Raw genomic sequence first — 13,753 nt, forward strand, 5'->3', positions numbered from 1 at the left:
GTTCCAGACGTCCAAGCCTAGACCACGACAGACAAACCCGGTTCCAAGCCGACCAATGACCCTGCCACCGCGCAAGCGGTAGAATCGCCAACCCCTGCCAGCGCCCGGAGCGAAGATGGACATCAAGCAGCTGAAATTCCTCATCGCCCTCGACGAAACCCGCCACTTCGGCCAGGCCGCCGCGCGTTGCCACATCACCCAGCCAACCCTGTCGATGCGCCTGCGCAGCCTCGAAGAAGAACTCGACCTGCCGCTGGTCAACCGTGGCCAGCGCTTCGAAGGCTTCACCGCACCGGGCGAGCGGGTGCTGGCGTGGGCACGTTCGGTGATGGCGGCTTATGACGGCTTGCACGCGGAGGCGGCGGCCTGTCGTGGCAACCTCATCGGTACGTTGCGCCTAGGGGTGGTTCCACTGTCGAGTTTCGATCCGCTGCCGTTGATGCAACGCCTGCACACTGCACACCCGAACCTGCGATTTGAAATGTCGGCGCTGAGTTCCGAGCAGATCCTCGAACATCTGGCGAACAACCGCATCGACCTCGGTGTGTCCTATCTTGATCGTCTGGACAACGAACGCTTCGAATCCCTGGCCTTCAGCGAAACCCGCATGGGCCTGCTCTACGACCAGCGCACCTTCACCTTCGGCGACGCACCCTTGAGCTGGCAATCGCTGATCGAACTGCCGCTGGGCATGCTCACCAGCGGCATGCATTTCCGTCAGTCCATCGACCACAACTTCCACAGCCGTGGTCTGACCCCGCAACCGTTGCTGCAAACCGACGCCGTCCATCAATTGTTACAAGCCGTGCACGGCGGTTTTTGCTGCGCGATCATGCCGCTGGACGGCGGGCTGGAAAAACTCACCGATCACCTGCGCCTGCAACCCATCGAAAACGCCCGGACCCTCGCCCCGCTTGGCTTGATCATGCGCCGTGGCGCCCCGCGTTCAGCGCTGGCCGAGGCCTGTTTCGCGCTGTATCAGAAATCGCCAACGGCTTCTTGATCGACGGCATCTATCGATAGATCGACACTAGCGATTAGACGCGACAACTTGCCGCGCCTAGTCTTAACGTTGATCAAACCGTCGGTGATGCCATGAACGCCAAGCGCCCAGCCTGCGCGGCGCCTGCACTTGAAACGCCCGCGCCTGCCGCCAGCCAGACCTACAGTTACAGCGATTTACCCCGCGAAGAATCGGCCAGCACTGCGCTGGCCGAGGAAGTCGCGTTGGCGATCGCCTATAACGGCATCAGTCAGGCAGTGATGCTGGTGACACCGACCGACCTGGAAGACTTCATCGTCGGCTTCAGCCTCGGCAGCGGCATCATCGAGGACGCAACCGACATTTATGACCTGCAACTGACCGGTGCCGGCTCCGCGCAATACGCGCAAGTGACCATTGCCAACCGTGCGTTCTGGAACCTCAAGCAGCAGCGCCGGCAAATGGCTGGCACCAGCGGTTGCGGATTGTGCGGCGTTGAAGCGGTCGAGCAAGCACTACCCGATCTGAAGGTGTTGCCCGGTGCGCCATTGCCGCCGATTGAGTGGCTCGATGGTCTGCGCCAGCGCATCGGTGCATTCCAGCCGTTGGGTCAGTTTTGCGGCGCGGTGCATGCGGCGGTGTTCATGAACGCCAGCGGTGAATTGCTGCTCGGTCGCGAAGACATTGGCCGGCACAACGCCCTCGACAAACTGATCGGCGGACTGATCCGGCAAAAGATATCCACAGAAGGCGGACTGGCAATTGTCACCAGCCGTTGCAGCCTCGAATTGATCCAGAAAGTCTTGCGCGCCGGCATCCAGACCCTGGTCAGCCTGTCCGCACCCACGGGCCTTGCCGTGCAATGGGCCCGTCGACACAACCTCAATCTCATCCACCTGCCGCAGAAAAGTGCGCCGCGGGTGTATAGCCCTGCGATGGAGAATCAAGCGTGAGCCAACATCATCAAGCCGACCAGAAACCTGTCCCGCGCTACAAGCCTTACAAAGGCGCCGCCGGCGGCTGGGGTGCCCTGATCAGTGTGGCCCAGGCCTGGTTGACCAGCGACAACGCGCTGAAAAACCTGCGCATGATGCTCAAGACCAACCAGAACGGTGGCTTCGACTGCCCGGGTTGCGCCTGGGGTGATTCGCCGGAAAGCGGCATGGTCAAGTTCTGCGAGAACGGCGCGAAAGCGGTGAACTGGGAAGCGACCAAGCGTCGTGTGGACGCCAAGTTCTTCGCTAAACACAGCGTCACTTCGCTGCTGGAGCAGAGTGATTACTGGCTCGAGTACCAGGGCCGCCTGACCGAGCCAATGGTCTACGACGCCGAAACCGATCGCTACAAGCCGATCAGCTGGGACGACGCCTACACGCTGATCGCCAAGCACCTGCAAAGTCTGCCGAGCCCGGATCTGGCCGAGTTCTACACCTCGGGTCGCGCCAGCAACGAGGCGGCGTACCTGTATCAGCTGTTCGTGCGCGCTTATGGCACCAACAACTTCCCTGACTGCTCGAACATGTGCCACGAGGCCAGCGGCGTCGCCTTGGCGCAGAGTGTCGGCGTCGGCAAAGGCACCGTGACCTTCGACGATTTCGAACACGCCGACGCGATTTTTGTCTGGGGCCAGAACCCCGGCACCAACCACCCGCGTATGCTCGAACCGCTGCGTGAAGCGGTGAAACGCGGCGCGCAAGTGGTGTGCATCAACCCGTTGAAAGAGCGTGGCCTGGAACGTTTCCAGCACCCGCAACACCCGATTGAAATGCTCACCAACGGTGACAAACCGACCAACACTGCGTATTTCCGCCCGGCACTCGGCGGCGACATGGCGTTGCTGCGCGGCATGGCCAAGTTCCTTCTGCAATGGGAGCGAGACGCACAGAAAGCTGGCACGCCGGCGGTGTTCGACCATGACTTCCTCAACGCCCACAGCGCCAACGTGCTGGAATATCTCGGTGTGGTCGATGACACGCCGTGGGAACAGATCGTCGAGCAATCCGGCCTGACCCTCGTAGAAATCGAGCAGGCTGCGCGCATGTACGCCAAGGGCAAGAACGTGATCATGTGCTGGGCGATGGGCATCACCCAGCATCGCCATTCGGTGCCGACCATTCAGGAAATCGCCAACCTGATGCTGCTGCGCGGCAACATCGGCAAACCGGGCGCAGGCCTGTGCCCGGTGCGCGGCCACAGTAACGTGCAGGGCGACCGCACGATGGGCATCAACGAGCGTCCGCCGGTGGCGTTCCTCGATTCGCTGGAACGACGCTTCCAGTTCAAGGTGCCGCGCCACAACGGCCACAACGTGGTTGAAGCGATCCACGCAATGGCTGAGGGTCGCGCCAAGGTCTTCATCGGTCTGGGCGGCAACTTCGCCCAAGCCACACCGGATAGCCCGCGTACCTTCGCCGCACTGAGCAATTGCGACCTGACCGTGCAGATCAGCACCAAGCTCAACCGCAGCCACCTGGCTCACGGTAAAGACGCACTGATCCTGCCGTGCCTCGGTCGGACCGACATCGACATCCAGACCGAAGGCCCGCAAGCGGTCACCGTGGAAGACTCGTTCAGCATGGTTCACGCTTCCAACGGTCAGTTGCAGCCGCTGTCGAACCAGATGCGTTCGGAGCCGTCGATCATCGCCGGCATCGCTGCCGCCACGCTGGGCAGCAAACCGGTGGACTGGAACTGGCTGGTGGCCGATTACGGGCGCATACGCGACCTGATCGCCGACACCATTCCCAACTTCAAGGAATTCAACGAGAAGATCAAAAACCCGGGCGGTTTCTACCTCGGCAACAGCGCTGGCGCGCGCAAGTGGAATACGCCGTCGGGCCGGGCCAACTTCCGCGCGAACATGCTGCCGAAAGATCTGGTGCACGAGCGCACCCGCGCCACCGGGCAACTGCCGGATTTGATCCTGCAATCGATGCGCTCCCACGATCAGTACAACACGACGATTTATGGTCTCGACGACCGTTATCGCGGGGTCAAGGGTCAGCGTGATGTGTTGTTCGCCAACGAGGCAGACATCATTCGTCTGGGCTTCCGTCCGGGGCAGAAGGCCGACATTGTTTCGATATGGGACGATGGTCGCGAGCGTCGCGTGAAGGGCTTCACGCTGCTGGCGTTTGATATTCCGGCGGGACAAGCGGCGGCGTATTACCCGGAAGTGAATCCGCTGGTGCCGCTGGAAAGCACCGGGGATGGCAGCCATACGCCGACGTCGAAGTTCATTGCGATTCGGCTGGAAGCGGCGAGTGAGACCGGGTTGATCATGGCCAAGTCTGCTTGATGCCGTGACTGACTGACCCCTTCGCGAGCAAGCTCGCTCCCACATTGGAATGCAGTTCAAATGTGGGAGCGAGCTTGCTCGCGAAGGCGTCGGTTCAGACAATACCTTTCTAAGCTCGAACGCTTTTCCAACGCCCACAAAAAAGGCCGCTTTTTCACAAAAGCGGCCTGTCCGAAGTAGCTAAAGACCGGCGAAAAACGGTTAAGTTCCGGTGAAAAAACAGCAACTTGCAAAATTGTATACAAGTCGTGTTATTCGTCGGATTTCGATTGTCACGCTTGTTACACAGCCTCAGGATCGGCGCCGTCATCCCTTTGAGGCTCATCTATGAAGTTCTCCTCGATTCTCTTGTTGTCCCTTGGCCTGGTCAGTGGTTTTGCTTCCGCAGGCGGCACCACCGAAGCAGGTGTGGGCGGCGCATTGGGCGGGGTTCTTGGCTCGGTCGTCGGTCAGTCCTTAGGCGGCAATACAGGTTCCACCATCGGCGCAGCCTTGGGCGGCGCGGGTGGTAGTGCGGTCGGCGCCGACAAACGCAGCCGTGGCGAAGCCGCCATCGGTGGTGCGCTGGGCGCAGCCGGCGGTAACGTAGTCGGCCGCAGCATGGGCGGCACCACCGGCAGCCTGATCGGCTCCGCAGCAGGTGGCGGTGCCGGTGGCGCGCTGGGCAACTACATGGGCAACAAGAGCGATGACGACGATCGTCGCTACGACCGTCGTCATGATGATCGTCGCTACTACCGCGACGACCACCGTGGTCGCGGCCATGCCTACGGCCACCGCAAGCATCACAAGTACTATCGCCATCGTTAAGGCGAATGCTTGAATAAAAATCGCAGCCCGAGGGCTGCGATTTTTTTTGCCTTTCTCAAACCACCAGACGCTCGAGCGCCTCGCGCAAGCGGGCAGGGATCGGCACCGGCTGATTGCTCGCCCGATCGACGAATACGTGAACGAAGCGCCCCGCCGCACACGCTTCACTTTCGCCGACCTTGAACACCGCCAGTTCATATTGCACCGAACTGTTGCCCAACTTGCCGACCCGCAGACCGATCTCGATCAAGTCCGGGAACGCAATCGATGCGAAATAATCGCACGCCGAACTGACCACAAAACCCACCACCTCACCGTCATGGATATCCAGACCACCGACCTGTATCAGGTAGGTGTTCACCGCCGTGTCGAAGAAGCTGTAGTAGGTGACGTTGTTGACGTGACCGTAGGCGTCGTTGTCGTGCCAGCGTGTGGTGATGGGCTGGAAGTGCGGGTAGTCGGCGCGTTGAGGGGTGGACATGGTTGGGCTGGTTCTCCTGTTTTTCAGTGAGGCCGCTTGCCCTCACCCTAGCCCTCTCCCAGAGGGAGAGGGGACTGACCGAGGTGTTTTCTCGGAATACACCGACCTGAACTGTCGAGTCGAACTTACATGTTGAAAGCCACGCAGATCGGCTCCCTTTCCCCCTCGCCCCCTTTGGGGGAGAGGGCTGGGGTGAGGGGGATCGATTCTGGCGGCGACATCACATTTGAGCAAACCCCTTCCCTTGCGCCGCCAACTCACCAATCAACCGCGCCGGTTTCCACTGATCGCCCTGCCGCGTCTCCAGCGCCAGCAAGCGCTGATGAATATCCGCCAGCCCTTGCTGATCCGCCCACGCCATCGGCCCGCCCTTTTCCGCCGGGAAGCCGTAGCCGTTCAGATACACCAGATCGATGTCGTGCGCCGACTCGGCAATGCCTTCCTGCAAAATCTTCGCGCCTTCATTGACCAACGCTAACAGGCAGCGCTCCAGAATCTCCTCAGGACCAATCTCGCGACGTTGAAAGCCCAGCCCCTCGCTGACCTGCAATACCAGCGCATCTACCTCAGGATCGTGCTCCGCCTGACGACTGCCCGGCTCGTAATGGTAATAACCGTTGCCGGACTTCTGGCCAAACCGGCCCAGCTCGCACAAGCGGTTATCCACCTGAACCTGCGGCGCATCCTGGCCCTTGCCGGCCAGCTCGCGTGCACGCCACTCCAGATCGATGCCGACGACGTCGTACATGCGAAACGGTCCCATGGCAAAACCAAAGCCTTGCAGCGCCGCGTCGACCTGTTGTGGATAAGTGCCTTCGAGCAACATCTTGCGCGCCTCCAGCACATACGGATGCAGCATGCGATTGCCAATAAAACCGTGGCAGTTGCCCGACACCACACTGACCTTGCCCATGCGCTTGCCTAGCGTCAGCGCCGCCTCCAGCGCGGCCGGCGAAGTCTGCGCACCACGAACAATTTCCAGCAGCTTCATGATGTGCGCCGGGCTGAAGAAATGCAGGCCGAGCACTTGCTCAGGACGTCTGGTCGCCGCAGCGATCGCATCGATATCCAGCGCCGAGGTATTGCTCGCCAACAATGCCTCAGGCTTGAGCAAGCCATCGAGTTCACGAAAGATCTTCTGCTTCAGCTCAAGATTTTCGTACACCGCCTCGATCACCAGATCGACATTGCGAATCGCCGCGTAATCAGCCGCCGCGCTGACCCGAGCGATACGTGCATCCGCCTCGGCCTGATCAATCCGCCCCTGGCGAACGTTGTGTGCATAAGTCTGGGCGACGGTGGCGAGTGCCTGTTCAAGCATCTGTGGATTGTTATCCACCCACTGCACGCTCACGCCGGCATTGGCCAGGCACATGACAATGCCACGGCCCATGGTGCCCGCGCCGATTACGGCGGCCTGCTGAATATCGAACGATGTCTGGCTCATGTTGTTCTCTTGTTGGCGATCCAAAGACTGGACTCACCATAGTCAGCCAACGACGGTTTTTGAAGTTTATTACCGTGATGATCGACATTCAGCGGATGGATGCAGGCGCCCTGACTCCCACAGGATTTATGTTTAATCGAGCAAATGATCGTCAGCCCAGTTCCGGACTTCGGCATAGGGATACTCTTCCAGTGCCGCAAACCCGGGAATCGCCCGAGCCTTGAGTTTGGTGAACAATGGCACGCTGATCCCGCACAGAAACCTTGTCAGCCGCTCCGCCGTCGGCAGGACCCCGGTGTGCTGCTCATGCTTGTGGATAAAATCGCCACACAACGCCGCAAAGTTTTTATCCACAAGCGCTGGCAACTCCGGTGGTGGCGGCAACCGCGCAACCTGGCCGTGACACACCGAACAATGCCCACATCGCTCGGGCGCATTGTGATCACCGAAATACTCCGCCAGGCGATAACCCAGGCAGCGTTCGGTGGCGAAGACTTCAAGCATCGCGTGAATTCGCGCCACTTCGGCCTGCTCATGCCGGGTGAAATATTCATGCAGCTCAGCGCTCAGGACATCGCTGTCAAAGTCGCTGTTCAGAAGGCTGTAGACCTCGGTCATCTGTTTGCTTTCCAGCTCGACCCAGCCCTTCTCCTGAAAATAATCCAGCGCCTTAACCACCCGATTGCGCTCGGCGGAATACTGCGAATACATCGCCTCGAAATTCACCGTGGCCCAGGTGCGCGCGCGCGCCGAAGTCTGAATGATTGCGGCGACGAAATCCCTGCGCTCACCGTCGAAACGCTCAAGCAGTGCTTCGGGCTCCAGCAGGTATTTGAAACGGTATTCGGCGTAGTAGGCGTAGCGCGGCGCAATCAAACCGCGCAGCTCCAGTTGCACCAGCAATGTCTTCAGCGGAAGTGAGCGAATATTGCTCTGGTCCGCCAATGGCCCGAGCAGAAACTCCCACTGTCCTTCCGGTACCGAGGCCTTCAGTTCGTCGAGCACATAGCGAATGCCATCGCGCTCCGGGGTATCACCGTAAACGAAGTTTTCCAGCACGTTGAGGCTGTCGCGATTGGCCAATACCAGGCAGTCCGACGGCTGCCCGTCACGCCCAGCGCGGCCGATTTCCTGACTGTAGTTTTCGATGGATTTGGGCAGGTCGAAGTGCACGACATTGCGGATGTCGCTCTTGTCGATGCCCATGCCGAAAGCGATCGTCGCAACGATGCAATTGGACTGCCCAGCCATAAAGCGCTTCTGGATCGCCTCGCGTTTGTCGTGGGCTAAACCGGCGTGATACGCCTCGGCCTGGATGCCGTTGCGCTCAAGGTGTTCGGCGATGTGTTCGGCGGTTTTCTGCAGGGTCACGTAGACGATGCTCGGCTGTCCGGCACGCTCGCTCATCCACTCCACCAGACGCCGACGCTTGTCCTGACCGCGCACAGGCTCCACCAGCAGATTGAGATTGGGCCGGTAGAAACCGGTAGTGACCACATCGTCAGCAGCAATCGCGAATTTGGCCTGCATGTCAGCGATGACTTTCGGCGTTGCCGTCGCCGTCAGCAGCAAGGTCTGCGGGATGTTGAACTGGCGCTGGTAGTCCGGCAGCTTGAGGTAGTCGGGGCGAAAGTTGTGGCCCCATTCCGAGATGCAATGCGCCTCGTCCACCACCAGCAGCGAGATCGGCACCTGCTGCAGAAAGTTGCGGAAGCGCTCGTTCTTCAAGCGCTCCACCGAGATCATCAGAATTTTCAGTTCACCCGAGCGGGCGCGGGCCATCACATCATTGGCGTCATCGCGGCTTTGCGCCGAATCGATGCTGCCAGCCGAGATACCGTGTCGCTGCAAAAAGGCCAACTGATCCTGCATCAGCGCCAACAACGGCGAGACCACCAACGTCAGGTGCGGCAGCATCAGCGCTGGCAATTGATAGCAAATCGACTTGCCGGAACCGGTGGGGAAAATCGCCGCCGCCGAGCGCCCGGCCAGCACCGCGCTGATCGCAGTCTCTTGTCCGGGTCGAAACTGTGGAAAACCAAAAACCTGTTCCAGGGTGTTGTGCATTCGCTGTCACTCCATTGACTGCTGCCATGCCAACAGCCTAGCGGGCGATCGCAGCGAGTCGAGAAAAGGTCGGGGCCAAATCGATTCGGAATGATACAGCGATTACTTGAACACCACGGTCCCTGTGGGAGCGAGCTTGCTCGCGAAGAGGCCGGTCAGACCAACACAAAACCAGAGGTTCAGGGCCGCAACACCGCCACCCGCAGTTGCTCATTCAGCATCTGCTCATGCACACCTTGGCTCTTGCTCGCCCACAGCGCATGGGCCGGGCTGATGTCGCCGGTGAATGCCGCCGCCAACTGACGCAGATCAGCGACGCTGCGCACACGCGGGCAGAACGGTTGCTCATCACAGTTCTGACTGGCGTTGCGATAGGTGCTCAACAACCCCTCCCAAAGGCCGTCACGTACATGGCGAATCGACTTCAACTGCACGTGGGGCACACCGAGTCGCTGCTCAAGCCCCTCTTCATCCAGCGCTTCACTGGCCAACAGTGCTTTGGCGAACATCAACACTTCACCGCGCGACGCCGTGTCCATGCTCGCCTGGCTGATGAGTGCCTCCGGCCAATCGGTGCGATCGAGGCGATCCAGCACCCACGCATTGCCAACGTCTGAGGCCATCGTTAAACGGCAAGTGCTCAGACCTAGCAGTAAAATCGCGGCCATTCGTAGCCAGTGCATACCTAATTCCCTTTAAGCGCGTGTCAGACGTCTGGAAACGCCCTACAGATTCTGGCGCGCACGATACAGCGGTTTACCGCGAATCGCCTGACAATCACGTAGGAATTATTACGCCTAAGGGTTTTGGCCTGAAAAAGCTGCGAAAACACGTAGGGCATTTCCTCAAAACACGGAAAAACCCCTACGAATACTGTCCATTGCGGCTGTCTTGTCCCACAGAGAAACGCCCTTCTATAGTGGCCGGCGCGGCTGCAAACACTCTGCCGGCCCGCCTCCAGCACCTTCGAACAGGACATGCCTCACCATGATCAACCGCTATCGCCCACTCAAGACCTGCTACAGCGAAAACCCGGTACTGCTTATCGACAGCCACTCCAGCCAGACTGACCTGATCAATGCCGCCGATCAGCGTTTACGCGCAGCCGGAGATTTGCTGGAAACGCTCTATTGCCTATGTTTCAAACAAGCTGACGTGAAAGATATCCCCAACATCGTTAACGCGCTTTATTTACTGGTACAGGATGGTTGTGACTTGCTTGAAGTTGCCAAACAGAAACCGCCGCAAACAACATACAACTAATCTGCATTACAAACGCGGAAACACCACCGGGCTTTATTTATACACACCACCAACACTAACTTGTTCGCTCTTACAACTAAACGAGAGCAACACCATGACAGTTCTGACTATATTTTTTTGCGGCACCGGCTCCAACAAGTTTGACACTACCCATGAAAACTTCTGGGACGGTGAATTGGTTTCCACACTGGCTTCCAACCATACCGGCCGCGAGTTCGCCGAATGGATCGTCGTCGACGGGCCCGGCAGCGGCAACCTGCAAGCCGACGACCTGTTCACCAAGACCAAGGAGTATGGCCTGACCGGCACGTTGTTCGGCAAAGGCTGGGAAGAAAACGTGCAACACGCCGTCAATGTTATCAAAGGCAAATGCGACTGGCAGCGCGTACAACTCACCGAGGCCGAATACAACCGCCTTAAAACCGCCGGCATTCCTATTGAAGACGTAAAGGTCGAAGGTTCGTGGTTCTGGCGTAAATACAACTATGGCGATCGTAGTGTGACCCAACAGAAGTTGCAGGAGCAGATCATCAAGACGTTTCGCAAGGATGGAGTTATTCCCACTCAAGTCAATCTGGTGGGCTGGAGTCGCGGTGGGATAAGTTGCCATATGCTGGCCAATGCGATGTTAAATGATCCTCAACTTAACAATATCCCGGTTAATATATTCGCCCTTGATCCAGTCCCGGGAATCGGCAACTTCCAGGATCAACGCGTCAAACTCGGCGCCAACGTCAAAGAATATGTCGCCTTCTATGCCCGCGATGAACGCTCCAAAGGGTTCAGCTGCGTCATTCCACAAACCGCCACCGGCACTAAAACCTGCGTCTACCCGATGGCCGGCCGCCACGCGACCATGGCCGGCAACGCCACTGCCGCCGGCGGCGTACCCACCAACAGCGGCGACCTGAAAACGCTGGTCGAGCCTGGCCGTATCGTCCGCCACCTCGCCGAAACCTGCCTCAAGCGCTGGGGCGTACAACTGAACAAAACCCTGAACCTGAGCGAAGCCGACCTCCTGCGCCTGACAGGCGCCATCGTCGCCGACGAAGCGCGCTACAAGCGGATGCACAGCATTTCCTACACCTACTTCACCGAACTGGATAAAGGTGAGCGCTATGTTTCGCTAGGCAGCAAAGGCGTGCCGTTCTCGGCGGTGAAGGGTTCGATCTACGCGCCGGCAACGGGGCTGACGACGAGTTCGTTGGATGTTTCGGCGTATCGGGTGATTGGTTGAAGGCCGTGGGCGCGTGAATGGACGAAAAAACCTACAGCAATGGCCTATCTGGTATTCGTCCCGTTCCTACAAGCTCAGACTCCCTTGCCGCCTATCGCGGCTTGGTAAGTCAAATCTATAGTCGTGACTGTCGCTGCCAAATCAGCGACTCGGGCTTGGTCACCCGATTGGATCGTGTATACGCACGCGCTGTATGCTGCCGGCACTCACTTGCCTGCGGTTTATGGTGACTGTGTTTGGGACACCTTCGGGTGTGCCGGGTATGTGCACGATCCTCACCGGTTGACCAACCCGAACACAGTCGCCTCCTGTCGCTTGGTCACGATGCGGTGGCTTCTTTCGAAGCAATTGAGGATTAAAAATGACAACTTGGAATCAATTCACCACCGATCGCTACCGAGCCCTCGAATCCAACCTCACCGACACCAAGCCCCTGATCATCGACACAACGGCCAATCCACAAGACATCCTCGAATGCGCCGTCCAGCGCCTGCGCGCCTCCGCCGATCTGCTACGCACCCTCTACTGCCTCAACTTCAAACAAGCCGACGTCGAAGACATCCCCCACATCACCCACGCCCTCTATCTGCTGACGCAGGATGGCTGTGACCTGCTGCAGGTCGCGCAGCAGCAGATGCTCAATTGGAAGGCTTCAGCCTAAAAACGATCTCAGGCAGGTGTGTTTCCGACAAGAATCGCCTGCCTCACCAACGAACATAATTTTGGACACTCGGTGTCTACTGCCAGGAGTTGAATTTTGCAAACTACTATTGATTGCGTACGATGGACGCCACTGTTCAGCCAAGAGTTTGCCTCCATGACCACTGAAACCATTGATCACAGCACTCTCAGTCGCCTGATTGAAAACGGCTCTGTAAGAAACACAAGTATCGTCGCCAAGCCTGGTGGCTGGGCGATTCAAATTCAGCATGGCAATGAAGAACAGACGCTAACAGCGCAACGGAGTGGCCAGGTGCGCCTGTTCAAACGGCTTGAAACACTGGTGACCTATTTGAGAGGACTGGGTATCAACCAGTTCGTTGTTGACGCTTCCAGCTATGACCCATCGCAAATGAAAACATACGCTCGTCCTGATCGCGCCGAAGCAATGAAACAAGCGCATGAGGCAGCCGCATATGACGAATGGTTCAAACGACAGGTACAGATCAGTATTGACGATCCAAGACCTAGTATTAGCGATGAAGAAACCCGCCGAATATTTGCCGCCAAGCGTGATGCCCTGCGTAAACGAGTACGCTAATGAAGTTGATTTGGCGTCCGGAGACGCATATTGACCGAGAGCGGATTATGGATCGTATTAGTCAGGACAACCCTGAAGCAGCGGCTGACCTCGATGAGATATTTGAATCAAAAGGGGAGCTCGCCCGACAGCGTCCAACGCTGTACAGAAAGGGCAGAGTTGAAGGAACACGGGAAATCGTCGCAACCCCCAGTTACGTCATCGTTTACACGATCAAAAACGAATGTGTGGAAGTATTGAGAGTGATGCATGCCAGGCAACAATGGCCGTGATCACGTCAGACAGTTGAGTGATGGGGCGCTCAGAAGGTTGAATGACTCAAGGGTAGACGTAACTCCTTGATCCCCCTGTCAACTGTAATTATTCCGTTGTTATCACCTCAAAAGTGAAGGAATTTTAGCTTTATGGCCAGGAGAACCTCGCCGCTACTTCCGAAGGTTGCACGACTCTTGAACGATCTTGGTGAGCGCCTGAAACTGGCCCGTCTTAGGCGCAGACTCACTGCAAAACTAGTCGCTGAAAGGGCTGGAATGTCAGTCATGACATTACGCTCACTGGAAGCAGGTAGTGCAGGCGTCACAATGGGAGCGTACTTGTCAGTGATGCACGTACTAGGTCTCGAGCAAGATCTGCATCTTCTGGGTTCCACGGATGAACTCGGTTACCGACTGCAGGACTCCAGGCTTCTTTCCTCTAAGACTTCACTCGGCAAAAAATCAGCGAGTGAACCGAGTCTCGATATTCCAAAGCAAAGAAAACTACCGACTTCACACACGAGCGTTATCGAAGCCGCATATGTGAGTCAAGATAAACTCAAGAACTTCCCTATGAATACTCACTCGCTGTCTGGATTGCTGACGCGAAAGCCCTCGCAGGGCACATAGCAAGAAAAACGCCCACAAAAAAG

At 58.0% G+C, this 13,753-nt stretch carries 14 protein-coding genes; 10 read left to right on the forward strand and 4 right to left on the reverse strand.

The window, feature by feature from the left end; translation table 11 throughout:
* Positions 1–115 precede the first annotated feature (115 nt).
* From GTU76_RS12465 to GTU76_RS12480, 4 genes are all read left to right on the forward strand, one after another.
* Positions 116–1,003, forward strand: coding sequence for a LysR family transcriptional regulator (locus tag GTU76_RS12465; protein ID WP_180698720.1), 888 nt, complete (start codon positions 116–118; stop codon positions 1,001–1,003).
* Positions 1,004–1,095: 92 nt separating this feature from the next.
* A complete protein-coding gene (gene fdhD / locus GTU76_RS12470; RefSeq protein ID WP_016986403.1) occupies positions 1,096–1,935 on the forward strand; it encodes a formate dehydrogenase accessory sulfurtransferase FdhD in 840 nt (279 codons plus the stop codon).
* The gene (locus GTU76_RS12475; RefSeq protein ID WP_016986402.1) at positions 1,932–4,280 is read left to right on the forward strand and encodes an FdhF/YdeP family oxidoreductase; all 2,349 of its coding nucleotides are present in this window, start codon (positions 1,932–1,934) and stop codon (positions 4,278–4,280) included. The genes fdhD and GTU76_RS12475 overlap by 4 nt, the downstream gene beginning before the upstream one ends.
* Positions 4,281–4,607: 327 nt before the next feature.
* Positions 4,608–5,090 carry a glycine zipper domain-containing protein gene (locus GTU76_RS12480; protein ID WP_016986401.1) on the forward strand — a complete coding sequence of 161 codons (483 nt, stop codon included), beginning with the start codon at positions 4,608–4,610 and terminating at the stop codon, positions 5,088–5,090.
* A gap of 55 nt (positions 5,091–5,145) precedes the next feature.
* Here GTU76_RS12480 and GTU76_RS12485 read toward each other — a convergent pair whose 3' ends face one another.
* The 4 genes from GTU76_RS12485 to GTU76_RS12500 all read right to left on the reverse strand — a co-directional run bounded on the left by GTU76_RS12485 (position 5,146) and on the right by GTU76_RS12500 (position 9,768).
* A complete protein-coding gene (locus GTU76_RS12485) occupies positions 5,146–5,571 on the reverse strand; it encodes an acyl-CoA thioesterase (RefSeq protein ID WP_016986400.1) in 426 nt (141 codons plus the stop codon).
* A 220-nt stretch (positions 5,572–5,791) separates the two neighbouring features.
* A complete protein-coding gene (locus GTU76_RS12490) occupies positions 5,792–7,018 on the reverse strand; it encodes a 3-hydroxyacyl-CoA dehydrogenase (RefSeq protein ID WP_016986258.1) in 1,227 nt (408 codons plus the stop codon).
* Positions 7,019–7,150: 132 nt separating this feature from the next.
* Positions 7,151–9,085, reverse strand: a complete 1,935-nt coding sequence (locus GTU76_RS12495; RefSeq protein ID WP_016986259.1) for a RecQ family ATP-dependent DNA helicase — start codon at positions 9,083–9,085, stop codon at positions 7,151–7,153.
* 179 nt (positions 9,086–9,264) lie between these two features.
* A complete protein-coding gene (locus GTU76_RS12500; RefSeq protein WP_016986260.1) occupies positions 9,265–9,768 on the reverse strand; it encodes a hypothetical protein in 504 nt (167 codons plus the stop codon).
* 304 nt (positions 9,769–10,072) lie between these two features.
* Between GTU76_RS12500 and GTU76_RS12505 the strand changes: the two genes are divergently transcribed.
* The 6 genes from GTU76_RS12505 (at position 10,073) to GTU76_RS12530 (ending at position 13,730) form a co-directional block, all read left to right on the forward strand.
* Positions 10,073–10,348 carry a hypothetical protein gene (locus tag GTU76_RS12505; protein WP_007917948.1) on the forward strand — a complete coding sequence of 92 codons (276 nt, stop codon included), beginning with the start codon at positions 10,073–10,075 and terminating at the stop codon, positions 10,346–10,348.
* A gap of 94 nt (positions 10,349–10,442) precedes the next feature.
* Complete coding sequence (locus GTU76_RS12510; RefSeq protein WP_180698721.1) at positions 10,443–11,585, forward strand: hypothetical protein; 1,143 nt, start codon at positions 10,443–10,445, stop codon at positions 11,583–11,585.
* A gap of 361 nt (positions 11,586–11,946) precedes the next feature.
* Positions 11,947–12,246: a hypothetical protein gene (locus GTU76_RS12515; protein WP_180698722.1), complete on the forward strand. Its 300-nt coding sequence runs from the start codon at positions 11,947–11,949 to the stop codon at positions 12,244–12,246.
* A gap of 156 nt (positions 12,247–12,402) precedes the next feature.
* A complete protein-coding gene (locus tag GTU76_RS12520; RefSeq protein ID WP_180698723.1) occupies positions 12,403–12,846 on the forward strand; it encodes an antitoxin PaaA2 family protein in 444 nt (147 codons plus the stop codon).
* Positions 12,846–13,118 carry a type II toxin-antitoxin system RelE/ParE family toxin gene (locus tag GTU76_RS12525; RefSeq protein WP_095120817.1) on the forward strand — a complete coding sequence of 91 codons (273 nt, stop codon included), beginning with the start codon at positions 12,846–12,848 and terminating at the stop codon, positions 13,116–13,118. The genes GTU76_RS12520 and GTU76_RS12525 overlap by 1 nt, the downstream gene beginning before the upstream one ends.
* 132 nt (positions 13,119–13,250) lie before the next feature.
* Positions 13,251–13,730, forward strand: a complete 480-nt coding sequence (locus GTU76_RS12530) for a helix-turn-helix domain-containing protein (protein ID WP_180698724.1) — start codon at positions 13,251–13,253, stop codon at positions 13,728–13,730.
* Positions 13,731–13,753 lie beyond the last annotated feature (23 nt).

Origin of the sequence: Pseudomonas crudilactis, from assembly GCF_013433315.1 — a bacterium.
GTDB classification, from domain to species: domain Bacteria; phylum Pseudomonadota; class Gammaproteobacteria; order Pseudomonadales; family Pseudomonadaceae; genus Aquipseudomonas; species Aquipseudomonas crudilactis.